The sequence below is a fragment of the Cytobacillus sp. genome (assembly GCF_964223445.1).
In the GTDB taxonomy this organism is placed as follows: Bacteria; Bacillota; Bacilli; order Bacillales; family Cytobacillaceae; genus Cytobacillus.
Genome location: NZ_CAXQGS010000082.1, coordinates 1 through 26,033 on the forward strand (window position 1 = coordinate 1; position 26,033 = coordinate 26,033).

The 26,033-nt window shown below is 41.5% G+C and carries 21 protein-coding genes; 20 read left to right on the forward strand and 1 reads right to left on the reverse strand.

The features are described from left to right. Positions 1-168: 168 nt before the first annotated feature. Entirely contained in the window at positions 169-1,077 is a 909-nt protein-coding gene (gene metA / locus ACEQ1T_RS15140; protein ID WP_370223587.1) for a homoserine O-succinyltransferase, read from the reverse strand. A 180-nt stretch (positions 1,078-1,257) separates the two neighbouring features. Between metA and ACEQ1T_RS15145 the strand changes: the two genes are divergently transcribed. From ACEQ1T_RS15145 to ACEQ1T_RS15240, 20 genes are all read left to right on the forward strand, one after another. After that, positions 1,258-2,946 (forward strand): formate--tetrahydrofolate ligase, encoded by a 1,689-nt coding sequence (locus ACEQ1T_RS15145; RefSeq protein ID WP_370223589.1) that lies wholly within the window; start codon positions 1,258-1,260, stop codon positions 2,944-2,946. Between the two features lie 12 nt (positions 2,947-2,958). Continuing rightward, complete coding sequence (locus ACEQ1T_RS15150; RefSeq protein WP_206838027.1) at positions 2,959-3,486, forward strand: hypothetical protein; 528 nt, start codon at positions 2,959-2,961, stop codon at positions 3,484-3,486. A gap of 224 nt (positions 3,487-3,710) precedes the next feature. Beyond that, positions 3,711-6,779: a GNAT family N-acetyltransferase gene (locus ACEQ1T_RS15155; RefSeq protein WP_370223590.1), complete on the forward strand. Its 3,069-nt coding sequence runs from the start codon at positions 3,711-3,713 to the stop codon at positions 6,777-6,779. A 10-nt stretch (positions 6,780-6,789) separates the two neighbouring features. Further along, a complete protein-coding gene (locus ACEQ1T_RS15160) occupies positions 6,790-7,644 on the forward strand; it encodes an amidohydrolase family protein (RefSeq protein WP_206838023.1) in 855 nt (284 codons plus the stop codon). Between the two features lie 97 nt (positions 7,645-7,741). Next, on the forward strand, positions 7,742-8,590 hold the full coding sequence (locus tag ACEQ1T_RS15165; protein ID WP_206838020.1) for a DegV family protein: 849 nt from the start codon (positions 7,742-7,744) through the stop codon (positions 8,588-8,590). 180 nt (positions 8,591-8,770) lie between these two features. Then, positions 8,771-9,415 (forward strand): HD domain-containing protein, encoded by a 645-nt coding sequence (locus ACEQ1T_RS15170; protein WP_206838017.1) that lies wholly within the window; start codon positions 8,771-8,773, stop codon positions 9,413-9,415. Next, entirely contained in the window at positions 9,412-11,292 is a 1,881-nt protein-coding gene (locus ACEQ1T_RS15175) for an ABC-F family ATP-binding cassette domain-containing protein (RefSeq protein ID WP_370223592.1), read from the forward strand. The genes ACEQ1T_RS15170 and ACEQ1T_RS15175 overlap by 4 nt, the downstream gene beginning before the upstream one ends. Positions 11,293-11,414: 122 nt before the next feature. Next, positions 11,415-12,551, forward strand: coding sequence for a conserved virulence factor C family protein (locus tag ACEQ1T_RS15180; RefSeq protein WP_370223593.1), 1,137 nt, complete (start codon positions 11,415-11,417; stop codon positions 12,549-12,551). 376 nt (positions 12,552-12,927) lie between these two features. After that, the gene (gene ilvD / locus ACEQ1T_RS15185; protein ID WP_370223601.1) at positions 12,928-14,598 is read left to right on the forward strand and encodes a dihydroxy-acid dehydratase; all 1,671 of its coding nucleotides are present in this window, start codon (positions 12,928-12,930) and stop codon (positions 14,596-14,598) included. 207 nt (positions 14,599-14,805) lie between these two features. Beyond that, entirely contained in the window at positions 14,806-15,240 is a 435-nt protein-coding gene (locus ACEQ1T_RS15190) for a BrxA/BrxB family bacilliredoxin (protein ID WP_009332636.1), read from the forward strand. A gap of 79 nt (positions 15,241-15,319) precedes the next feature. After that, positions 15,320-16,093: a class I SAM-dependent methyltransferase gene (locus ACEQ1T_RS15195; protein ID WP_370223594.1), complete on the forward strand. Its 774-nt coding sequence runs from the start codon at positions 15,320-15,322 to the stop codon at positions 16,091-16,093. A gap of 317 nt (positions 16,094-16,410) precedes the next feature. Then, positions 16,411-17,589 (forward strand): LL-diaminopimelate aminotransferase, encoded by a 1,179-nt coding sequence (locus ACEQ1T_RS15200; protein ID WP_370223595.1) that lies wholly within the window; start codon positions 16,411-16,413, stop codon positions 17,587-17,589. A 21-nt stretch (positions 17,590-17,610) separates the two neighbouring features. Continuing rightward, entirely contained in the window at positions 17,611-18,198 is a 588-nt protein-coding gene (locus ACEQ1T_RS15205; RefSeq protein ID WP_206838006.1) for a YpjP family protein, read from the forward strand. Positions 18,199-18,307: 109 nt separating this feature from the next. Next, positions 18,308-18,889 carry a TerD family protein gene (locus ACEQ1T_RS15210; protein ID WP_206838003.1) on the forward strand — a complete coding sequence of 194 codons (582 nt, stop codon included), beginning with the start codon at positions 18,308-18,310 and terminating at the stop codon, positions 18,887-18,889. A gap of 88 nt (positions 18,890-18,977) precedes the next feature. Continuing rightward, positions 18,978-19,751, forward strand: a complete 774-nt coding sequence (locus ACEQ1T_RS15215) for a TerC family protein (protein ID WP_206838001.1) — start codon at positions 18,978-18,980, stop codon at positions 19,749-19,751. A gap of 125 nt (positions 19,752-19,876) precedes the next feature. After that, positions 19,877-21,088, forward strand: coding sequence for an HpcH/HpaI aldolase/citrate lyase family protein (locus ACEQ1T_RS15220; protein WP_206837998.1), 1,212 nt, complete (start codon positions 19,877-19,879; stop codon positions 21,086-21,088). Then, positions 21,018-22,397, forward strand: coding sequence for a phosphoribosyltransferase family protein (locus tag ACEQ1T_RS15225; RefSeq protein WP_370223596.1), 1,380 nt, complete (start codon positions 21,018-21,020; stop codon positions 22,395-22,397). Before ACEQ1T_RS15220 ends, ACEQ1T_RS15225 begins: the two co-directional genes overlap by 71 nt. Continuing rightward, entirely contained in the window at positions 22,384-23,490 is a 1,107-nt protein-coding gene (locus ACEQ1T_RS15230; RefSeq protein ID WP_206837995.1) for a cysteine protease StiP family protein, read from the forward strand. Before ACEQ1T_RS15225 ends, ACEQ1T_RS15230 begins: the two co-directional genes overlap by 14 nt. Continuing rightward, positions 23,490-24,290, forward strand: a complete 801-nt coding sequence (locus ACEQ1T_RS15235; protein ID WP_206837994.1) for an HAD family hydrolase — start codon at positions 23,490-23,492, stop codon at positions 24,288-24,290. The genes ACEQ1T_RS15230 and ACEQ1T_RS15235 overlap by 1 nt, the downstream gene beginning before the upstream one ends. 522 nt (positions 24,291-24,812) lie before the next feature. After that, the coding region (locus ACEQ1T_RS15240) for a YceG family protein (RefSeq protein ID WP_370223598.1) at positions 24,813-26,033 on the forward strand (1,221 nt) is incomplete at its 3' end.

Genomic DNA, 26,033 nt, shown 5'->3' on the forward strand with positions numbered 1-26,033 from the left:
CAAATGAAGTTTTCAGGTAGCGGTTTTGTAGTAGTTCAGCCATTTGAAGAAGTGTATTATGCTCAGCAATCATAAGGAAAAGCCGGTTTTTGAGAGGGTTAATTCTCTCAAAAACCGGCTATTTTTCATACTTTCTGCTGTATATTAAGTTATCCGTCCACTGCACTATTAATCCCACTCGTAAGGAGTTTCCTGGTAAACATAGTAGTTCAGCCAGTTGGAAAACATTAAATGGGCATGTGACCGCCATTTATTATGGGGTCTTCTGCCAGGATCATCATTCGGGAAATAGTGTTTTGGCACGGGAACCTGCAGGCCTCTGGTTCTGTCTCTTGTGAATTCTTCTGCAAGTGTGGCTGCTTCATATTCCAAGTGGCCAGTTACCATAATTTGTCTCCCGCTGTTCGCGCTCATAATGAAAGGTCCCGCCTCTTCAGAAGATGACAGAAGCTTGACTTCCGGGTGATTAAGCAATTGTTCTGTATAAACATCTGTATGGCGCGAATGAGGAGCAAAGTAGATATCGTCGAATCCTCTCAATAATTTTTCACTTCTGTCATGGACTTCATGAAGAAAAACACCGGAGCATTTTTCGGGCAGCTCATATTTTTCAATTCCAAAGTGATAAAATAATGCTGCCTGTGCTCCCCAGCATATATGAAGGGTGGAAGTAACATTCGTTTTTGTCCAATCCATGATAACGGTTAGTTCCTCCCAATAGTCCACTTCTTTAAAGTCGAGAAGCTCTACAGGTGCTCCAGTTATGATCATTCCGTCAAATTTGCGGTTTCGGACTTGCTCAAACGTAGTATAGAATTGTTCGAGATGCATAGGACTGGTATTTTTTGATTGATGTGTGGCGGTTTTTAAAAAAGAAATGTTCACCTGTAAAGGGGTATTACCAAGAAGTCTTAAAAGGTGTGCTTCAGTTTTTTCTTTTTCGGGCATCAAATTCAGGATGAGGATATTTAATGGGCGAATATCCTGCTGTTTGGCCCTGTCCTCATCCATGATAAATATATTTTCTTCCTCTAAGATCTCCCTTGCAGGAAGCAGCTTAGGAATTTTTATTGGCAAGTGATCATCTCCCTGTGCAAAAATTCAATTAAACTTATTATAAAGACGATTCAAAATTGTATCAATGCTTTACTGTGTGAAAATGCGAAAATATCAAAAGTAAATGACAATATTTTGATTCAGGGATGGTACAATATAGCTGTAAGGAACCTATACATATTGGATTTTAGGGGGATATAAATGAATGTGAAACCGATTGTGAAATCAGACATTGAAATTGCCCAGGCATCTGCAATGAAGCCCATTGCGGAAATAGCTGAAAAAATCGGACTCTTAGAGGATGATCTCGAGCTTTTCGGCAAATATAAAGCAAAATTATCTTCAGAAACCTTAAAGAAATTAAGTACGAAAGACAGCGGTAAAATAATTCTTGTCACTTCCATTAATCCGACACCTGCAGGAGAAGGGAAATCCACAGTAACAGTCGGTCTTGCCGATGCTTTTAACAGACTTGGGAAAAAGGCTATGGTCGCAATGAGGGAACCTTCTTTGGGTCCAACAATGGGAATTAAGGGCGGGGCAACCGGCGGAGGTTATTCTCAGGTCCTCCCGATGGAAGACATCAATCTGCATTTTACAGGTGATCTTCACGCAATCACCACAGCCAATAATGCATTAGCTGCCTTAATTGATAATCATCTCCAGCAGGGGAACCTGTTAAATATTGACCAGAGAAGGATTGTTTGGAAGCGTGCTCTGGATTTGAACGACCGCGCATTAAGAAAAATCATCATTGGCCTTGGAGGGCCTGTACAAGGTGTTCCGCGGGAAGATGGATTTGATATCACTGTGGCTTCAGAGATTATGGCCGTTTTATGCCTTGCATCTGACCTTCAAAACCTGAAGGAAAGGCTGGGAAAAATGGTTATAGCCTATAATTATGATAAACAGCCGGTAACAGTGGCCGATCTTGGAGTGGAAGGCGCTCTTACCTTGCTTCTTAAAGAAGCAGTCAAACCGAATCTGGTGCAGACGATTGAACATACACCGGCATTGGTTCATGGCGGCCCGTTTGCCAATATTGCTCATGGCTGCAACAGTGTGATTGCAACAGCCGCTGCCTCCAAGCTGGCTGACTATGTAGTGACAGAAGCCGGTTTTGGAGCGGATCTTGGGGCTGAGAAGTTTCTAAATATTAAAGCGAGAACTGAAGGCATTGACCCTGAAGCAGTGGTGATTGTAGCTACAATTCGTGCTTTAAAAATGCATGGCGGCTTGTCAAAAGCTGAATTGGGCAAGGAAGATACTGAAGCACTCACTAGAGGCTTCGCTAATTTAAAAAAGCATATTGAAACAATTGAAAGCTTTGGGCTTCCATATGTAGTGGCCATTAACCGGTTTATTTCCGATAGTGAGAATGAGATTTCGACTCTTACAGAACTTTGCAGTGAGGCCGGCATGCCAGTGGCACTGACTGAGGTTTGGGAAAAAGGCGGGAAGGGAGGAATTGAGCTGGCTGAGAAGCTGCTGGGAATTATGGATGAAAAAGCAGCGAAGTTCAGCCACCTATATGATTTATCTTTGCCTCTTGAGGAGAAAATTCAAACTGTAGCCCAGACGGTTTATGGCGCAAGTAAAGTGGAATACTCAACCAAAGCCAAAAAGCAGATAAGTGACTTTGAAAGCTTTGGGTGGGGCGTCCTGCCGGTTTGTATGGCTAAAACACAATATTCATTATCTGATGATCCTTCAAAGCTTGGAAGGCCATCAGATTTTACCATTACAATCCGTGAGCTGAAGCCATCTATTGGTGCAGGGTTTATTGTCGCACTAACCGGTGATGTAATGACTATGCCTGGATTACCTAAAGCTCCTGCAGCCATGAACATGGATGTAGATGAGGATGGAAATGCAGTCGGCCTATTTTAAGGGGGATTAGCCATGTTTGACCCAACGGCCTTTGAAAATATGAAGGTTGTAATGGAAGGCGGATTTTATGACCGGGATCTGGACGGTGAAATAAGAATTGTTGATCGAAATGATATTTTAAACTCAGCTAAAATGAGCAGAAGGTATGACATTACTTTCAAAGACAATGCAGAAGGTCCTGAGATTTTCTGTACCTTTACAATGGAAGCGGGACTGGATAATCTCGCAGCTGAGCTATTGCCGCAAGGGAAATCTGGGAAGCTGGCAGGCTGCCGTATTTATGTGAAATTTATAATTAAGCATCAAATAGATTCCCAGGCATCTCTGCAAATCCGTGAAGTTCTGCGTCATATTTGGGGCAGCGGACGGAAGGTCGAACAGACTGTGAAATACCACCCTGAAAATATGAAGGCCCTGGCTGAAACAGAAACCGTCATTTCTTTTAACCGGCTTATTCATGAAGAACAGATTGATGATCTGAATGAAATGATCTCTTATATGACCGCTTCGATGAAAGCTTTAAGAAAAATTCATTTTTAATATGAATGCGTCTTGCCGAAAACAGCAAGGCGCTTTTTTGTATAGAGTTATACGGAAAATTCAAAATTATATTTACAATTACTTACTCTGATAATACGATTAAGAAGGAATGGAAAAACATTCCGAATAAAACCAAAAGGAGGAGAGGCAAATGGTTATGATTATTGAAGGAAAAGGAATTGAGAAGGGTAGACAAGACGTAACCTAGTCAGGAGGACAAAGGTATGATTCAAAGTACAGACAAAATAGTCATTGCAGAGTATCATGAGGGCTTTGCGGCAGAAATCGCAAAAATGTGGAACTTGAGCAGAGACAGCTGGGGCGGAGATACGAGTGTAATGACTGAGGAACAAGTAAAAACGAAGGAAGCGAATAATGGCAATATAACTCTATACTTAGCCCTGGATGGTGAAGAGGTCGTAGGCTACTGCGGGTTATCGGAATATAAAGAAGATACGGGTTCCCTATATATCCCTCTTTTAAATGTAAGGCCGGATTACCATGGAAGGAAAATAGGAAAGATGCTTGTGCTGAAAGCGCTGAAAAAAACCATTGAATTGGGCTGGCCTCGTCTTGACTTGTATACATGGCCAGGAAATGTGAAAGCTATCCCGCTTTACAAAAAATGCGGTTTCTTCTGGGAAGAAAGAGATGATACAACACACTTAATGAATTTTATTCCGGCTGTTCACAAGACCCAGCTTTTGAAACCTGCCTTCGAAAATCTTGATTGGTATAGCAGCAGCATGAGAGAAATTGACGTGAAGCCAGATGGAATCAAAGAAAGCGGCTTTACATTTTACGAGTATAAATGGGAAAGCGGGGAAGTGTCTGTAAGAGTCAGATTTGAAAGAACGGGCAGAGGAATCAGTTTAATAGAAACGAATGATTACTTTTTGGAACTATTCATGGATCATCATGAAGTAATCGAAAATGAAATCCAAAATTTCCAGATCAAACTCATAAATAAGACGGGAAGTCCTGTTTCTTTTAAGGCTGAAGGAAATAACCAGGGTAGAGTCGAAGCTGTCTTCGGGCATGAACTGATAGCCCAGAGTGACGCGGTAATTACCGGACAATTCATAGTGCATGAAGGGGAAGAGCCCAGTGTCTGGAAAACGCATCCTTCATTAGATGTTAAGGTGTGGGTAAATGGTGAGGAGTGTGAATTGCGCCTTGGTCTGCTGCCTAAGCAGCCAGCCAAAATTACAGGCGGTTCAAAAGGGAATCTCAGATTTATAAATCAGGAAGCTGAACTGGAAATTGAGGTAGAGAACAACCTGGAAGAAGACGCCATATTTCACCTTTCTTTTCCGCTAAGTGACCTTGTCGAATTAGAAAAGCGGGAGTTTCGAATAAGTCTTCACAAAAAAGGACGTAAGCTGCTGAAGGTGCCTTTTATTGTGAAAAACTATGGCTTCTTTCAGCCGGAAATGAAGATATTGGCAACAAAGGAGAGTGGGGACGAACTCGCTTTTACATGCAGCTCCATAGGCATTCCCATTAAAAGCTTTGGTCAAAAGTTCGGAGGAGAGTCAAAGGATTATTGGCATATTTGCAATGGAATCTGCCAGGTGAATATCAGAAAATTGGATTATAAAATAACGGCTGGCAGGAACGAAAGTGTTAACCAGCCCTTCGCTTTTTTTGCTCCTAAACTCGGGAAACCCTTTTCAACTGAATTTTCAAAGGAAAAACCGCTGGCAGCAGAGTGGTTTACAGATGATACTTCCATCACCTTCAAATTGGTATTCAAGTCTAAAGCTTTTACAGGAATTCTGGTATCATTGTATACCTCCCTGTATGGTGAAGGTCTTGTTAAAATATGGGCGGAATTGACAAATGAAGGGGATGAAAAATATGAGAACCTGTATTTCAGCCAGCCTTTATATTATGAAATGCAGCAGCCATATTTTCCGCTGGATAATGATGTAATCGAGTTTTCTGATATAAAAGAATTAGTGTTCATGGAGTTGGCAGGTATAACAGGAAATTGGCTTTTCGCCAATCATAACGGCGAGCCGATTGGATTCTGCTGGCCCAAAAATGCAAAATCCAATCCGGATGGGTGGCAATTTTACTATCAGCAGGAAACAGGCTGTTTTGAATCGGGAGATCAGATAGTATTGGCACCTGGCTATTTATCCATAGGAGCCTTACGGACATGGGAAGAAATGCAGCATTTTGCAGGGGTGGAGTCAGATTGTGGAAAAAACGTTCACAATGAGAAAGCGCTGATGATCAATAGAGGAAATCCAGTTGCAAAAGAACAGGATTCAGCAGAGTTCACTCTTAAAACATATCGTTCCAGTTATCTTAATGGCACTATTGATTTATATTTAAATACGAATAAAAAACAAACCTCAAATTTCAGTCAAGAACAGGAACTGAGGGTATTTAAATCGAATTTTCCTATTAAGGTTATGGAACCTTTATCTATTATAAATGCTGAAATGACCCTTGACAGTGAAAAGAAGCATGTAAGAGATCTTTTGCTTGTGCCTCGGGGTAAGGTCCGTATGTTTACGGAAGAGCATGGCGGCAAGGCTGTTTATATAATTGATAATGGCATCATTAGCTTAAAAGGTTCACCTGATTTTTATCCTGGTTTATTCTCATTGACCTATAAAAAGAGGGAGTGGCTTGATTCTTCCTTTCCCGAACCGGTTGCCAAAGGATGGTGGAATCCTTGGGCTGGCGGCATGAAAACTGTGCCTTCACAAATGAGTGTGTTCTCGCTGTTGAAGGAGACATCTTCTGCTGAATTTACCAATGTTAAAGATTCGTATGGAAACGAATGGTCTGCATTGGCCATCCATACGAAAATTGTCCATCACACCGTATGGAGAGGACTTGAATATACACAATATTTCGCGTTATTGCCGGGAGTGCCGCTCCTTGCCCATTGGGTAAAAGTGGAGAATGCAGGCGGGAAGTATCTGGTAAATGAAAAATGGATCACAGATTTATTTATAACAGGAGGCTCATTAAAGGATCTTACTCTTACAGTTAGTGACAAAGGAGCAGAATCAGCATATCAGGCCGGAATTGAGGAGCAGTCATTTGTTCTCTTAGATGGATCCCGTATTTCCAGCTGCCGATCCCCTGAAAAAATGTATGTAACGAGAAGTAAAGATAATGAATTCCTTGGAGCATATATGAATAAAGAAGTATTCGAAGTTATTTCTGAAAGAAAAGCATGCCCATTGACAAAACCTGGCTTTATTGCATTTGATGAAAGAAGCCTCGAGGGCAGGGTGCTTAATAGACTCCACAACCTGGAATTCCGCTAAAGGAGAAATTATGAAAGTCATAGATGCACATATTCATTTTTCTGATATTAAATCATTTCATCATACTGCCAATGAACTCTCATTTGTAGATTATTCTTATTATGGGCACCAGCAGGAGTTTCAAAAAGCAAATGTAGTTTTGAGCATTGCAATGGGACTTACTGAAACAGAAAATATGGGCTTTCCGGATTATGAAGCAAGAACACCTATGGGGCTTGACCTGGATGATAAGATCCCGGCTAATGTCGTTTACTGCGCTGGCATCAATCCATATGATCTCACTGAAGGGGCTCTTCAAAGGCTGGAGGATGACCTGAAAAAGCCTAACGTGGCAGGGATTAAGATTTACCTGGGGTATTATCCTTTCTACGCTTATGATGAGGTGTATGAACCCGTGTATGCACTCGCTGCCAAATATGGAGTTCCTGTTGTATTTCATACAGGGGATACTTATTCAGAGAGAGGATTGCTTAAGTATTCTCACCCCCTGGCTATTGACGAGGTTGCTGTTAAACACCGGAATGTCAATTTCATGATGGCTCATTTCGGAGATCCATGGACGCTGACGGGAGCTGAAATCATATACAAGAATCCTAATGTCTATGCCGATCTTTCAGGCCTTATTGTCGGAACAGAAAAAGAATTGAAGAAGCGCAGAGAAGGAATATTTTTGGATCATCTGAGGCATGCTTTAGTGTTTGCAGATTCTTACGATAAATTGCTGTTTGGAACAGATTGGCCGCTTGCGCCAGTGGGCCCATATATTGAATTTATTAAAGAACTCATACCTGAAGAGCATCATGAAGATGTATTTTACAAAACCGCAATAAAGGTTTTTCCTAAAATCAAGCCTTTTCTGCCATAGAAACTGAGGCTGGAAGAGAAATCTTTCACTTCCAGTCTTTCAAATAGTCTTATTTACATACATACACGTATAAATATCTTAAAAGGGGGCGGCTTTAGTGGCTAAAATTGCATGGGTAACAGACAGCACGGCTTATTTAAATAACGAGTTAAGAAACCATCCTCACTTGTACCAGATTCCAATGACCATCATTATGGATGACAAAGAATTTACTGATGGGGTTGATTTAACACCGGAAGAACTTTATGCGAGTTTAAAAACCCTGGATACCCCTCCAAAAACTTCACAGCCATCCATCGGCGCTTTCCGGGATTTATACGAAAATCTGCAGAAGGACTATGACTGTATTATCGCTGTGCTTGTATCGGCAAAGCTCAGCGGGACCGTTTCTTCCAGTGAACAGGCCGCCCAGCTGGTTGATATACCAGTACACAGCATTGATTCCAAGATATTATCATACCCTTTAACAAGATTAATCCTTAAGGGGATGGAATTGGCAGATTCCGGACTGGATAGTGATGACATTATCCGCAGGCTTGAGGCACTTCGCGATACGGGCGAAACATATGTCCTCATTGGGAGTCTTGAACAGCTTCATAGAAGCGGCAGGATGTCCGGAGTTCAATTTTTCCTGGGCAGCATGCTAAATGTAAAGCCGATCATTTCCGTTCATGATGGAGAATTAAGCGTAAAGGAGAAAGCCAGAAGCGAGAGAAAGGCAAAGGACAAAATTGTGAATCTGCTGAGGGGTGCACATGAGAGAAAACCGCTGAAGGAAGTATTCATCCTATACGGTTTACATCCGGAAGAAGCGGAAACCTGGAAGAAGGAACTCCAGGAAGAATTTACTGGTGTTGAATTTGGATGCTATTCTTTGGGGGCCACCATTGGCGTCCATGCAGGTGAAAATACACTCGGCATCAGCTGGCTGAATGGCCTGGAATAAAATAATGCAGGGACCTGGTGCAGGAAATCAATTACTGGTTTTCTGCACCATTTTTTTATCGGTGCTGTCTGTAATAATGGATCTATCAAATGGTTCTATTTATATAGAATACCTTGCCATCGTTTCTTTTTGAGACTAATGTTAAAATGGACAGTGGAGTTTGAAAGCAGGTGAAATAATGTGGAAAAAATTATACATATAACAGAAAAATTTGTCCGGGATACACTCGGAGAAGATACAACCGGGCATGACTGGCATCATATTGAGCGAGTGCGAAAGAATGCCCTTTGCATTGCCAAAAAGGAAAAAGCAGGAGATTCTTTTTTAATTGAAATGGCAGCGCTGCTTCATGATATACCCGATGCTAAGCTGAACACTTCAAAGGAAGCGGGAGAAAGGAAGTTATCTGATTTTCTGCAGGAAATTGAGATAGCAAAAGAAGTTTCCAGCAGCATTAAGACAATTATTGATTCAGTTTCTTTTAAAGGCGGCAATAACCAGAAGGCCTTAAGCATGGAAGCCCAAATAGTCCAGGATGCAGACCGATTGGATGCGATTGGTGCTGTGGGGATTGCACGGGCATTTGCCTATGGCGGAAAAAAAGGGCAGCCGATCTATGATCCCGGTCTTGAAATCAGAGGGGAAATGTCTGAAGTTGAATACCGGACTGGAAAGTCATCATCCATCAATCATTTTTACGAAAAGCTATTGAAGCTGAGGGACCTGCTGAATACTGACACTGCCAGGGAAATGGCAGAAGAGCGGCATCAAATGATGGAGCAGTATCTGCATCAATTTTTTAAAGAATGGAATGGTCAAGCATGAAGATGATCTCTGTGGAAAATGTTACAAAAACATATGGAGAGAAAGAACTTTTTACTGATATATCTTTTACAATCGCTGAAAAGGAAAGAGCAGGATTGATCGGCGTAAACGGTACGGGGAAATCTTCCCTGCTGAAAGTGATTGCCGGTGTTGACCTGCCAGACTCTGGAGAAATAGTCACGCCGAAAGATTACACCATTTCATATTCAGCACAGCAGCCTGAACTTAACTATGATTTAACAGTTCTCGAGCAGGTTTTTGCAGGAGATGCGCCAATTCTTGTACTGCAGAGAGAATATGAACAAGCTTTGTTGGAGCTTAGCCGGAATCCTGAGGATTCAGACATCCAGGAAAATCTTTTTGAACTTCAAAAAAGAATGGATACACTTGATGCCTGGGAAGTGAACACCGATGCAAAAACGATACTCACTAAACTGGGTATCGAGGAGTTCAGTAAAAAGATTGGAGAGCTTTCTGGCGGGCAGAAGAAGCGGGTTGCGCTGGCGCAAGTACTGATCCAGTCACCTGACTTGCTGATTCTTGACGAGCCGACAAATCATCTTGATTTTGAATCGGTTAAATGGCTGGAAGAATATCTGGGCAGGTACAGGGGAGCGCTTCTCCTTGTCACACATGATCGTTATTTCCTTGACCGGGTTACAAATAGAATGTTTGAACTTGAAGGCGGAAATCTGTACAGCTATAAAGGGAATTATGCTGCATTCCTTGAAGCAAAGGCGGTAAGAGAGGAAAATGAAGCAGCAGCCATTGATAAGCAGAAAAATCTGTTCAGAAGGGAACTGGAATGGATCAGAAGAGGTGCAAAAGCCCGTACCACCAAGCAAAAAGCCAGGATTCAGCGGTTCGAAACCCTCGACAGCCAGCTTGCTTCAGTTAAATCCTCCGAAAAATTGGATATGTCCCTAAGCGGCAGCCGACTCGGAAAACAGGTATTTGAACTTGAATCTGCTTCAAAAAAGTATGGCTCTCAAGCGATTCTGGATCATTTTGATCTCCTTGTTAAACCAGGGGATAGAATCGGGATTATCGGAAGAAATGGAACGGGGAAATCCACTCTGCTTAACATACTGGCAGGCAGGATTCCGCTTGACTCCGGTAAGCGCATTATTGGGCAGACAGTAAAAATCGCTTACTATACACAGGAAAGCGAAGATATGGATGAGAACAAGCGCATGATTGAATACCTCAAAGAAACAGCAGAAGTGGTTGAAACTTCCGATGGCAAAACGATTTCTGCAGCTCAAATGCTGGAGCGCTTCCTATTTCCGGCGTATTCTCACGGCACTCCTATCCGCAAGCTTTCCGGCGGGGAAAAACGCAGGCTGTATTTATTGAAAATCTTAATGTCTGAGCCTAATGTTCTTCTTCTTGATGAGCCGACCAATAATCTTGATACCCAAACCCTGACGGTTCTCGAAGATTATCTTGAAGATTTTCCCGGTGTAGTCATTACCGTTTCACATGACCGCTACTTCCTGGATAAAGTGGCTGAGCAGCTTCTTGTATTAAAAGGCAAGGGGAAAATAGAATCCTACTATGGAAATTACAGTGAATTTCTTGAAAGCGAGAATGCCAAGCCTGTTCAGGAAATCGATCCTGCCCCAAAAAAAGCGAGGGAAACTAAGCCGAAAAAGAAGAGAATGAGCTACAAAGAAAAAAAGGAATGGGAAGAAATCGAGGGAAAAATTGAAGCGGCTGAATCCCGTCTCGAAGCGATCGCCTCAGAAATGGCCAGCATCGGCAGTGACTTCGAAAAGGGTCAGGCCTTAGTAGAAGAAGAAACAAAGCTGAATGAAGAGCTTGAATACTTGATTGAGAGATGGAGCTATCTTTCAGAAGCAGCTGAAAATGAATGATGTAAACCCGGGGTAATCTCCGGGTTTCTTTTTTATTTAAAACAGCTAAAATGCCATGTGAATTTCCATATGTTAAAATAAAACCAGTTACCATCGTGAATATATTAAAAAGGGTGATACTTTTGAGAATAAAAGCAATCGAACCAACACCAAGTCCAAACACTATGAAGGTTATTCTTGATGAAGAGCTTCCGATGGGGAAGGCTAATAATTATAAAAAGGATAAAAAAGAAGGAGCACCAAAGATTATTATAGATATACTTGAAATTGAAGGAATCAAAGGGGTTTACCATGTTGCCGATTTCCTTGCTGTCGAAAGAAATGCGAAATATGACTGGAAAGAGCTTCTTCCTCAAGTAAGATCCGCTTTTGGCGAGGATGTGGAAAATGAAGGCACAGAAGACAACGGCATCGATGAACATTTTGGTGAGGTACAGGTATTAGTCCAAATGTATAAAGGAATTCCCATGCAGGTGAAACTGACTGACGGTACGGAAGAAAAGCGCTTTGGACTTCCTGAAAACTTTATCAAAGCTGTTTCAGAGGCTCAGGATCCTGCTGATAATGTTGTCGTGGTCCGCAAGTGGAAAGAATTCGGTGTCCGCTATGGAGACTTTGACCAGGTTGGCCATGAAATTGTAGAAGAGTTAATGGCTGCCTATCCAGATGGAAGACTTCAGATACTTGTGAAAACGGCTAAAATTCCGGATAAAACGGAGGAAAAACACGCACGTTCTCTTCTTAAACTGTCTGTCGAAGACCTGGATTCTCCAGATTGGCGGGAGCGCTATCAAAAACTCGAGCAAATGGATGATCCTGAACTGGAGGACCTGCCTGTTCTTGAAAAAGCGCTTAAAGATGAGAAAGCTTCAATCAGAAGACTTGCGACAGTTTATCTTGGGATGATTGAAGATAAAGACGTCCTGCCTCTACTATACAAAGCATTGAAGGATAAAACGGTCACAGTAAGGCGCACAGCAGGGGATTGTTTGTCAGACCTGGGATTTGAAGAAGCAATGGACGCCATGAAGGAAGCACTGCAGGATGACAGTAAACTTGTGCGCTGGCGTGCGGCTATGTTCCTTTACGAAGTGGGTGATGAAAGTGTGCTTCCTGCTTTAAAAGCAGCAGAAGACGATCCGGAATTCGAAGTCAGCATGCAAATCAAATTGGCTATTGAAAGAATTGAACATGGAGAAGAAGCAAAAGGGTCAGTTTGGAAACAGATGACTGAATCCCGGAAACAGGGCCAGGAATAATTACAGGAAAAAAACCGCTCACAGAATGAAAATCTGGAGCGGTTTTTTTGTTGGGCATATAAGGAATTGTTCCCGGCGTCTTAGGAAAGATGGCAGCAGTAATAAGGTAACGACTGAAGCAAAATTGTGTGCCCGGCTTTTTATAGAATGTCCCGTCCCCAATTATTGAATTCCATAACTCACACACACTGCAGTTTCACCCATTTAAAGCGAAAAATTATAATAAATTTGTAAAAATTATTGAAATTATCCGAAAAAGGGTCTATATTGGAAAGAAAATATTTGGGAGCAGGAGGCTTATCATATTATTCCCATAGAATAAGAGATTATGAATCTAGGGTAAACGGAGGTATTACATACTATGACTGGCTCACAGATGAGAAGTGATATGATCAAAAAAGGCACAGACCGGGCTCCGCACCGCAGCTTGCTGCGTGCTGCCGGGGTAAAGGAAGAGGATTTCGGAAAACCATTTATTGCTGTGTGCAATTCCTATATTGATATCGTACCTGGACATGTGCATTTGCAGGAATTCGGTAAAATTGTTAAAGAAGCAATCCGTGAAGCAGGAGGAGTTCCATTTGAATTTAATACCATCGGAGTAGATGATGGAATTGCCATGGGCCATATTGGCATGCGCTATTCTCTGCCAAGCCGCGAAATCATTGCAGACTCACTTGAAACAGTTGTTTCTGCACACTGGTTTGACGGAATGGTCTGTATCCCGAACTGCGATAAAATTACGCCTGGAATGATGATGGGGGCCTTACGGGTTAATATTCCAACCGTTTTTGTCAGCGGAGGCCCGATGAAAGCTGGCGTTGATTCAAGCGGAAAACCTTTATCTTTAAGCTCTGTCTTTGAGGGTGTAGGTGCCTTTGAATCTGGACAAATCGATGAAAAAAGGCTTCAGGAAATCGAGCAGGTTGCCTGTCCGACTTGCGGATCATGTTCCGGAATGTTCACTGCAAATTCCATGAACTGTCTGGCAGAAGGGCTGGGTCTTGCACTTCCTGGCAATGGGACGATTCTGGCAGTATCAGAAGAGAGAAAAGAGTTTGTTAAACGTTCAGCCAAGCAGCTGATGGAATTAATAAAAAAAGACATCAAGCCGCGCGATATCGTTACAATTGATGCGATTGACAATGCATTTGCCCTGGATATGGCAATGGGCGGGTCAACCAATACAGTTCTTCACACATTGGCACTTGCTCACGAAGCCGAATTTGAATATCCGATTGAACGAATTAATCAGATTGCCAACCGGGTTCCGCATTTAGCGAAGATTGCTCCTGCTTCAGATTATCATATTGAAGATGTTCATAATGCGGGCGGAGTCAGTGCGATCATCAATGAATTGCTTAAAAAGCCGGACGCTCTGAATGGAGATTGTCTGACAGTTACCGGCAAACCTCTAAAGGAGAATGTAGCAGGCAGTGAAATCCTGGATAAAAACGTAATCCGTACCCTGGAGAATCCGCATTCTGAACGCGGAGGGCTGGCAGTTCTGTTTGGAAATCTTGCTCCTGAAGGATCAATTATAAAAGTCGGTGCTGTTGATGAATCAGTAGGCGGATACCATAGAGGACCAGCCATCTGCTTTGATTCGCAGGAAGAGGCATTATCCGGAATAATTACCGGTAAAGTGCAGGAAGGCCATGTTGTAGTCATTCGATATGAGGGTCCCAAAGGAGGGCCTGGAATGCCGGAGATGCTTGCACCTACTTCCCAGATTGTTGGCCGGGGACTTGGGGCAAAAGTCGGCCTGATTACAGATGGCCGTTTCTCAGGGGCTTCCAGGGGAATCAGCATTGGGCACATTTCTCCTGAGGCTGCTGAAGGCGGGCCTATTGCATTCGTGGAAAATGGAGATATCATTGAATTGGATTTGAATAACCGTACAATCAACCTGGAAATCTCCGATGAAGAATTTGAAGAACGCAAAGCCAATTGGCAAGGCTTCGAGCCAAAGGTCAAAACAGGGTATCTTGCCCGTTATTCGAAGCTTGTAACCAATGCCAGCACAGGCGGCGTTATGAAAATTTAATAATGTTAAGAAAGCCGGTCATTTATGACTGGCTTTCTTGCTGATAAGAGTTTTTGGCCGATATGTATGTGATTTAGGACGATAGAATACCGTAATAGGACGATAAAACGGATTACAAAGTAATACCCGGCATAGAAAAATTGCATAAAGATCATACGTTATAGTATGCTTACTTTACAAACTGCAGCTTAAGGAGGAGGCAATTTTATGTCTATGGCATATGAAGAATATATGAAACAAATGGTAAAGCCGATGCGTGAGGAGCTTGTACAGGCTGGTTTTAAAGAGCTGACGGCTTCAGAGGATGTAGAGCAGTTTATGGAAGGTCTTGAAGGAACAGCTCTTGTTGTTGTCAATTCAGTTTGCGGCTGTGCTGCTGGACTGGCTCGGCCGGCAGCTACACAGGCCGTTTTACGCAGTGAAAAGAAACCTGATCATTTAGTGACGGTGTTTGCAGGACAGGATAAAGAAGCTACAGCTAAAATGCGCGAGTACTTTGATGGATATGAGCCTTCATCTCCTTCTATGGCTGTTTTAAAAGGGAAGGAAGTTGTGCACTTCATTCACCGCCATGATATTGAAGACCATTCCATGGAAGCGATCATGGAAAATCTTCTTGCGGCTTTTGAGGCGAATTGCTGAGAATATAAAGATTAAACAAAACGGGGTGTCTGCTGGCACCCTTTTTTTATAGCAAAATTAAGAAATTCAGGTGAACACAATGATTATTACAACTGCCGGACGCACCAATGAAGCAATGAAAGAAAAAGCAAAAAACATTGCCGAACAATTGGGTGCAGAATATATCAGCAGGAATAAAAGGTCTGTAGGAATGATCCAAAAACAAGTTCCTGAAGACTGCATAGTAGTTGGAAAAGAACGTTTGGAGCTATTTCCGATAGGTGAAAGCCAGCCATTCTTCTTTCATCCCAGTTCAGCGATGTTCAGAGTAAAGCGTCTCCTAAAAGGAGAGGGTGATCCTTTTCTTCAGGCTGCGGGGCTTAAAGAAGGCAGCAGTATTCTAGATTGTACCCTTGGACTGGCCTCGGACAGCATAACAGCCAGTTATGCAGCAGGGAGTAAAGGCAAAGTTACAGGGCTGGAAGGAAATAAATATCTTTCCTTCCTGGTGGCGAATGGCCTTAGACAATGGGACTCGGGGCTTGATAGTATGAATCAGGCAATGAGAAGAATAAAGGTGGAGTCGTCAATGGCCCTTCCTTATTTGAAAAAATTGCCCCCGGACAGTTATGACGTTGTCTATTTTGATCCCATGTTTGAAGAAAAAATCCTTGAGTCAGAGGGGATTAAAGCACTGAGGAACTTTGCTGTTTATGAGGACCTGTCAGAGGAAGTTATTTTTCATGCAAAAAGAGCAGCCAGACAGAGAGTGGTTCTGAAGGATTACTTTAGAAGTTCAAGGTTTGACCGATATGGCTTCAAAGTAATTGAAAGAAAGTCATCGAAATTTCATTTTGGGGTAATTGAAAAATAAGAAAAAGTGCCTGAATACCAGGCACCTTCTTATTAATCTGCGATGGCCAGATAAACAAAGTAAGCCATCAGCAAAAGGCTTGCAATAACAAAGAATACAGACCAATCCATTTGAATTTCCCCCTTTTTATTCTCCTCGGCTTGAAGAACACGATTTGTTCTTATTATTCCCCGCTTTGCTGCTTTATAATCCGGCAAATATATTTTTTACTATATATCTATTGTTCTTTTTAAGGATACATGAAATCAATTTAAATTTGGTTTGAAAAGAAGTATAATAGAAAAATAGAATTGAGATACATAGCGAGGAAGGATACTATGGAATTTCCTATTTCAAAAAGAATGGCTTCTTTTCCGGAAAGTGTGTTTGCTGAATTGACCCAAATTAAGAATTCGAAACTTTCAGACGGAATTCCGGTGATTGATTTGAGCATTGGCAGCCCGGATTTGCCCCCTCCCGCTTTTGTTATGGAGGAGTTAGCAAGAGGAACCCGGGAACCAGAATTATATGGGTACTCGTTAACAGGTACAAATGAATTTCATTCTGCAGTCTGCAGCTATTATAAACGAAATTTTGAAGTAGATCTTGAAACTTCAGAGGTGCTGCTTTTAATGGGTTCCCAGGACGGTCTGGTTCATTTGCCGATGGTTCTGTGTGACCCTGGAGAGTATATCCTTGTCCCGGACCCTGGATATACTGCTTATGCTGCAGGTGCAGCATTGGCCGGGGCACAGATGTACGGCATGCCCTTAAAAAAGGACAGTAGCTTCCTGCCGGATTTTGATGAAATCCCTGATGAAATACTCGCAAACACGAAATTAATGATTCTGAATTTCCCCGGCAATCCTGTTCCTGCAATGGCGACAGAAGAGTTTTTTCTTCAGGTGATCCAACTAGCAAAGAAGTACGGCTTTGCTGTATTGCATGATTTTGCTTATTCAGAACTTTATTATGAGAAGAAACCTCTAAGTTTTTTGTCTGTTACAGGGGCAATGGATGTAGGGATTGAAATGAATTCACTATCAAAAAGCTTTAATATGGCAGGATGCAGGGTGGCATATGCTGCCGGTAATCAGCAGCTTATTGCGTTGCTGGCCAATTTCAAATCCAATTTGGATTATGGGGTATTCTTGCCGGTGCAGTCAGCTGCAGTGAAAGCATTGAATGATCAGTCCTCTTTTTTGCAGGATTTGAGAGAAACATATAGAAAAAGAAGAGATGTATTATTAAAAGAGCTGAAAAATATCGGGTGGGATATCAGCAAGCCGGAGGGGTCAATGTTCTTGTGGGCAGAGGTTCCAAATGGATACAGCTCCTCCCGGGATTTTGCGGTTGATTTGATTAACCACGCCGGCGTAGTCGTAACCCCTGGAAGTGCCTTTGGCCAATGGGGTGAGGGATATGTCCGGATTGCACTTGTTCAGCCCGAAGATGTATTAAAGCAAGCTGCCGCAAATATTGAAAAAAGCGGCATATTTAAGAAAATCCTTGCTTAGCAGAAAGGAAGGCGAAAAAACATGCCGAATTGGCTGAGAAAATCCTTTGTTGTACTTGTTACCATTTTAACATTTGGCCTCGTCACACCTTCTCAGGCTTTTCTATATGAAAATACCAGCCAGTTAAAAGCTTCTAGAGCTTCTGATGTGGAAAACTCGGAAAACAGTGCAGAACTTGCTGAAGAGGAAGATACTAATTTTGATAAGGATGACTTTATCAGGCAAATGCTTATAGAAGCTGAGGCACAATCATATGAAAAGTTTGGTGCAAAGATAGGCCCTGTTATTGAAGATGAGTTTAACGAGGTGATACTTCCAAATATTGAGAAAGCCATCCAGGAGGTGGCGGTGCAATTTCCCGAAGAAAGTCTTGCTCACTTAAAGGTTACAGAAACTCCAGGGGGCGGTTTGTCGGAAAAAATCTTCCATATCACCAATAGCAAGGCGAATGAAGATGTCATTCGCTTCCATGTAAGAAGGGACCATCCTCCACAGCAGGGATACTGGTTTAATTTTCACTATCACACACACCATGATAATTTTCAGACACACCATGAACTTGGATCAATTTATTGGAATAAAAACACTCCGCCGAAATGGATGACTTAAATATTGAAATAAATCCTGGAATATGAAAAAATATTTTTATGGATTATGAAACTTTTCATGATTTATAGCGTAAATACATTTATTCTACATAATGGAGGTTTGAGTTGAAATGGCAGTAAGTTTATCAAAAGGACAAAAAGTTGACTTAACAAAAACAAACCCAGGTATGACTAAGGTAATAGTCGGACTTGGATGGGACACAAATAAATACGATGGCGGAAATGACTTCGATTTGGATTCTTCCGTATTCCTGCTTGGAGACACTGGGAAGGTAACTTCTGAAAGCGACTTTGTTTTCTACAACAATACTACAGGTGCTAATGGTTCTGTTGTACATACTGGAGATAACCGTACAGGTGAAGGGGATGGCGATGACGAGCAGGTGAAAATTGACCTGGCTAATGTGCCTGCAAACATACAGCGTATTACGTTCACTATCACGATTCATGACGGAGAAGCACGCAATCAGAACTTTGGACAGGTATCAAATTCCTATGTGAGGATCCTGAATGAAGATACAGGCGAAGAGTTGATCCGCTATGACTTAGGTGAAGATTTCTCTATTGAAACTGCCCTGGTAGTTGGAGAACTTTACAGACATAACGGAGAATGGAAATTCAGTGCGATTGGAAGCGGATATCAGGGCGGATTGGCTGCACTGGCAAAAGATTTTGGTTTACAGGTTGGATAAATAAGAGGTATATTTGCTTAATAAGGCTCGGCAATGCCGGGTCTTTTATGTGAATGAAATAGTCATCATCCGGGGGGAATAAATTAGAATGGAAATCTTAGAATCTATAATGCATACATATTCCCAGTTTTTTAACTGGGAAATGTGGGTTGAGGCTTTATCAAAGCCGGAAAGCTGGGCACTGATAGGGACACTTGTCATTTTAGAAGGCTTATTGTCTGCTGATAATGCACTCGTACTTGCTGTGATGGTAAAACATCTGCCGGAAAAACAGCGTAAGAAAGCACTTTTTTATGGTTTGTTAGGTGCTTATTTCTTCAGATTTATTGCCATTGGAATCGGTGTATTCTTAATTGAGTTCTGGTATATTAAGGTGTTGGGTGCAGCCTATTTAGCCTGGCTTGCAATCAAGTATTTTATTGATAAGCGAAAAGCCGAGCAAGACGGTGATGAAGAGGCAATTGAAGGGATTAATCAGAAAGGCTTATTAATTCGCCTTTTCGGTACTTTCTGGGGTACAGTCATTGCAGTTGAATTAATGGATATTGCTTTTTCAATAGACAGCATATTGGCTGCGCTTGGAGTGAGTCAGGAAATCTGGGTGCTGTTAATAGGAGGCATGCTTGGAATTATCATGATGCGTGGTGTAGCAGGAGTATTCTTAAAACTGATTGACAGGGTACCCGAACTGGAAACCAGCTCATATATTCTGATCCTTCTTATTTCTGCTAAGATGATTGCCAGTGCGGCTGGAATTCATATTGACCATATTTATTTCTTTATTGTATTGGTTATCGTGTTTGCTATTACATTTATTGTTCATGCAAGGAATGCAAAAAAGGAAGCTGCAGATCAGGGCTGAACTTAATATCTTAATTGCTCTACGATTAAAAGGGAACAGACACATGTCCGCTCCCTTTTATTTTTATCTTTTTTGGGTGGAAAAGGAAGAAAGTAGTATTTAAGTGAAGGAATGGAGCTGCAAAAATGAGACTATTTTCCGATCTTCCGGATGAAAAAATAAATCAGGTGTTTTACAAAAAGCCGGGCCATTTTAACAAGAGGTCAGGCAGGGATCTTTTAGCATATGCACTTGGAGCAACGTTATATATGCCGGCAACAAGGCCTAATATTCATCAGGATCTGCTCTCCAAAAAGCATGCAGGCCTTACATCCATGGTCATATGCCTTGAAGATGCAATTGGTGATGATGAAGTGGAAAAGGCAGAAGACCTGCTGTCTTTGGAATTGGAAAATTTGAGCTCGGACCTTGCGAAGGGGCTTTGTGAAGAAGAAGATCTCCCTTTGATCTTCGTGCGAATCAGAAGCTATGATCAGCTTATTAGACTCAAAAGCAGAATTCCCAATGGCATGCATCTTCTTACTGGCTTTGTCCTGCCAAAGTTCTATCCGGCTGAAGGAAGCAGAATTTTAACTGAAATTGAAAAGCTTAATTCTTATGGTTATTGTTTATATGCCATGCCGATTCTGGAAACGAAAGAAATCATTCAAAAAGAAACAAGGCTTGATGAATTAATCGGCATTAAGAAGGTTTTGGACCAATATTCTGAACTGATTTTGAATGTGCGGATTGGTGCCACTGATTTTAGCGGGCTATATGGAATACGCAGAAACTCAGATACTACTGTATATGATATTGCTGTAATAAGAGATTGTATCTCAGATATCATTAATATTTTTCTGCGTGGGGACCAGCCATATGTCATCTCAGGCCCGGTATGGGAATATTTCTCTTCAAAGGAGCGTCTTCTGAAGCCTCAAATAAGGCAGACGCCATTCAGGGAACGTCTTGGGCAGGATGGGCTCAAAATGAGGACGGACTTAATTGATCGGCATATGGACGGATTAATAAGAGAAATCTCTATGGATATTTCAAATGGCTTAACTGGAAAAACCATTATCCATCCAACCCATATCAGGCCTGTACAGGCATTGAATACTGTAACCCTTGAAGAGTATTTGGATGCACAGAGCATCGCCGGTCAGGCCGGCGGAAAAATAGGGGTTATGAAAAGTGATTACCAAAACAAAATGAATGAAATTAAACCCCATTTATATTGGGCTAAAAAAATATTATTAAAATCAGAAGTATACGGGGTGCTGCAGGATGAGATCACATACATTGACCTTCTCAAAAACGAAACATTCAATTCAGATACTCAACTCGTTAACCGTTGATATTCAGATAACCGATAACCCTTATGAGCTTGCGCCTGAAGATTTGTTTGTCATGGCCGCAAGAATAAATAAAAAAAGATCCTTTTTATTTGTCAGCAAAGTACTCGGGAAACATATTCCGATTAATCCCCAAATCGGACTCCTGACAGGGGAACTGCTTGCCAGCCGTTATATGGAAAAGGTAAAGAAGGTGGAGACAGGAAAGACCGCTGAGCTTCTATCTGCTTTTAAATACGGTCCAGGCATCAAAAACAGCAGCCCTTTTATTCATGAAGACCATAACCCTGTCATTATCGGTTTTGCCGAAACAGCAACGGCACTTGGACATGCTTTCTTTCAATCATTCAAACGTGCCGATTACTTTCACACAACAAGAGAACAGCTGATTAATAAGAATTCTGTCATAACATTTGAAGAAGAACATTCCCATGCTACTTCCCACAGATGCTACACAAATGAAAGCCTTTTGGATAATAAGAGAGAGATCATTCTTGTTGATGATGAAATGACAACAGGAAAAACAGCTATTAATATCATCCGATCCATTCATGAACGCTTTCCCAGAAAGATTTATACAGTCGTCTCTATTCTGGATTGGCGTTCCCTAAAAAACCAGATTCTGTTTGATGATCTTGAAAAAGAATTGGGCATTATTATTCACAGTGTGTCTCTTCTAAAAGGGGAGATCGACGTTAAGGGTTCCCCTGAAGTGCATGAAAGTCAGTCATCGGATGAACTGAAAGGAAATGATGGGCTAATTTCCTATATTCATATAAATAATGAATTCCCTGAACTATTAAGCCCGATGAATGAGCCTTCTGCTGCTCTAAGCGGTGAAATCAGAACTATTCCTTATTTAAAAGATTCTGGCCGTTTCGGGCTGGATGCAAAACGCCAAGCCAGATTAAGTGTGTCATTAGCTGAGATCGGCCAATACCTATCAGGTAAACGGGATGGCAGGAATACGCTATGTCTTGGAACAGGGGAGTTTATGTATATCCCTATGAAACTTGCCTCGTTAATGGGGGAAGGCGTAAAATTCCACTCAACAACACGCAGTCCCATATTTGTAAGTAATGATAATGAATATGGAGCCAAATACGGCATTTCCTTTCAAAACCCTGAAGACCCTGAAATGGCACAATTTGTTTATAACATTCCAGAGGACTATTATGAAGAACTATTCCTGTTTTTCGAAAGAGAGCCGGAAAAAGATTCACTTATGCCTTTTATCAATCAATTAAAGAAATATATAAAGAATATAAAAATAGTTTGCTTTAATGGGGGTGAAAGAAATGAATATAATTGAGGAAAAATTTGGTTCATATAGTAAAGATGACGTTGTATTTTTACTGAAGGATTTAAGCGGATATTCACTTGAAGGATCCATTGAGCAAAGGGAAAAAAACATTCAGTCCGGTCAGCATTATAGTGAAACACTTCCTATTGAATACCAGCCTCCTGAAAATTACCTTTCCCTGTTTTGGGAAACACTTGATGAATACAAACGAAAAACAGCATTGTCCACAGGAGTGGTTTCTGAACAAATTTGGAAGCAAAAAGGAGAAAATGCGGTTTTAGTTTCCCTGGCCAGAGCAGGGACGCCTGTCGGTATTCTAATAAAACGGTATCTTTATGAAGTATATGGAGTAAGATTGCCGCATTACAGCATTTCCATTATCAGGGACCGGGGAATTGACGAAAATGCGATAAAGCATATCTTAAATTCACATCCTGGCTGCAATATTCAGTTTGTGGATGGATGGACAGGCAAAGGGGCTATTTCCTTTGAATTAACCAAGGCCTGCAGACAATTCCATGAACTTTATGGTGTTCTTCTCGATGACACTTTGGCCGTTCTTGCGGATCCAGGCTTTTGCACAACACTTTATGGAACAAGGGAAGACTTTCTGATTCCAAGTGCCTGCCTCAATTCTACTGTTTCAGGATTGGTCAGCAGAACAGTATTAAATGAATCTTTAATTGGTCCGGAAGATTTCCATGGCGCAAAATATTATAGTGAGCTTGAGGAAGCAGATGTTTCTAACCATTATCTCTCAGCGATTACAGAGGAGTTCTCGGCTGTTAAACAGGAAGCAGCTGAACTTGCGGCCACTATCGTGAGAAGCCCGGGAGAAGCAAGTTTTAAAGGAATGAAAGAAGTTCAGAGAATACAAGAGGAATTTAAAATTGAATCCATTAACTTTGTAAAGCCGGGAGTCGGAGAAACCACCAGAGTTCTTTTGAGAAGACTTCCGTGGAAAATCCTGATGAAAGACCCGGAAAGCCCATATGTTCGCCATATTGTTATGCTGGCCAAGGAGCGGAATGTCGAGATTATTCATTATCCTGAAATGAGCTACACATGCTGTGGATTAATTAAAAAGACGGGAGAAGAATAATGAGGATGTTTGCTTCAGATCTGGACAGGACTTTAATCTACTCAAATAAAGCACTAGCTGATTTTGGACAGGCAGAAGAAGAAAATTTAATAGGTGTTGAGCGTAAAGATGGCAGGGAAGTAGCCTTTATGACTTATGAGGCTCTCATGATGCTGAAAGAGGTTTCCGCTCACATTCTTTTTGTGCCTGTTACAACGAGAACATACCAACAATATAAGCGTATTTTCCTTTTTCAGGATGACTTTAACATTCCGTACACTGTCACATCGAATGGAGCAAATATCCATTATAATGGAAAACCTCTTGAGGAGTGGTCAGGCATAGTCCGAAAGCGTCTAAAGGCAGAGTGTGCAGTGCTTGAGGAAATGATGGACAGGTCTCAATGCCTGGAACTGAACGGAAAAATAAAAACGGCTGAAAATCTTTTCTTTTATTATATTCTGGATGAACAAATAACCGCAGCAGCCCAAGAGGAAATAGTAAGACTGACTGAGTCTTATGGGTGGAGGATATCCCTTCAGGGGAGAAAACTGTATTTTATGCCAAATCCCATCTGTAAAGGCGAGGCGGTAAAATTTATTAAGAATCGGGAAGGAATTAATATTGTTTTTGGAGCAGGTGATTCAGTTCTGGACCATGATTTTTTAAAGTTCTGCGATTTCCCATACGTCCCAAACCATGGTGAGCTGGCAGCTAATCCAGCCCTCTCACATCCTTACTTGATTTCTAATAATTTAGGGGCAGCAGCCGGGGAAGAAATTCTAAATGATATTTTAAATAATATTAAAGAAAGAGTTTAGTCCGGCTGGTCCCTCAGCCATTTTTTTAAAACGATAAATAAACAGATGCAAAAAGTATAGCATCCTGTAAAGACTAAGCTGCTGATGGCAATAGACTGGTAATTGGCAAAAGTGAAAATGGCAAGGATTAATGACAATAAAAAAATGTCCATAAAAACAAAAGAACTTGAACATAACATATTCCTGATTATATCCAGATCATGATCGATCCCCTGATATCTCACTCTTCGAAAAAGCAGCCTCATACTGATTCACCTTCCTTCACAGAGTACTCCAATTTATGCGGGGACAGGAATAATGGTGATTGAGGTTATTCAGCTATTAAAAATACTGCTGAACTGAAACTTTCTTACTGTTAAATCGTAAAGAAATTAAACCATTTTAGAAAAAGGCTGTATTCCTATGATATGATGGTAATAAGTTTACATATTATTCCCGGTCCCATTATCCGGGAACTGAAACGCCATTTTTGAATGAAATGATAAGAATGCATCTTTCGCTCATAGAGGGAAGGGATATAAATTGAACTTGTCGTACAGTCAAATCAAAACTCACATCTTAAAGGTTACATATGAGAATTGGACCTCACACTTAACCAAGCCCAATCACGAGCGTGAAACTTACAGAGAGGAACAGCAAACTTTGCATATAGGCCAGATTGTTGCCAGGTTTCTTGGGGTTCCGCTCGATGAAGATGAATATTATAATCATCTTTTCGATCTTATTTACACAGAGAATGCAGGGCTTCACCTTTTGAGTGAAGAACATCTGGATAAGACCATTAATAATCAGCAGTTCCAGGCGATACAAAAAGTCCTGAACATAAACCGTGAACAGGATTTATCCATAAATCGCTTTGCTGCTTTCCTTGATGGGGAACAGCTGCTGCTTAAATCATCCTCACCTTCTATGCACAGGAAGATAAGAGAAGCGATGATCAGTATGCTGAAACTTTTTTCTGAACATGAACCAGCCGGATTAAAAAACCAGGATATCCGAAGAGTGCTTGTAGATGTGATTAAGTGGTCCACTAACCATTTGGGGACAGAACTTAAAGATATTGACCCTAAAATGGCCATGCCAAAAATCCTATGGTACGGCAATGGGACAAAGAGTCATTATTATTTTTTGTACTACTTAATTCAAATCGGGTGCGATATTCTTTATTTTTCTCCTTCAGGGGAAGATCTTCCGGCAAAAATGGATCCGGTGGTTCAGGAGTCTTTTGTTCATCATTACCCTGAAAAGAAAAAGCCAGAGCCCTTTCCCCAAGAAAAGAGAAGAAGGAGTGCTACAGTTGCCTATAGGGCCTCCAGGGAAATCGAAACGATACTTAACCATGAGGGTTCAGGACTATATAAACCCTGGCAGCTGCGGGATTATACACCTTCCTCTGTAACTCTGAAAACCACTTATGATGAGCTCTTTATTTTAATCAAAGAGAAAGCCATGATCCGCCCTAACTTCGAAGTGAAAGAAGGAAGGGTCATGATACCTTCCTTATTTTCAAAGGTCCTGGGTGTAAGCAGGAACCGCAAGGAATACTGGGATCGAATTCAAACAATCAGTCAGTATGATGAAAGTTTGCTGATAAGGAGATTTCCTTTTACAAATAGCGTCAACAATGATTTTCGGTTCCATTATCGCAATGCTCTTGACAGGGAAGGGAAACTTGACCCTGAAAAAATCATTGCTGGACATTATTGGAGGTATCAGCAGCTTCCTGGCGGCCTGCAAAATGGA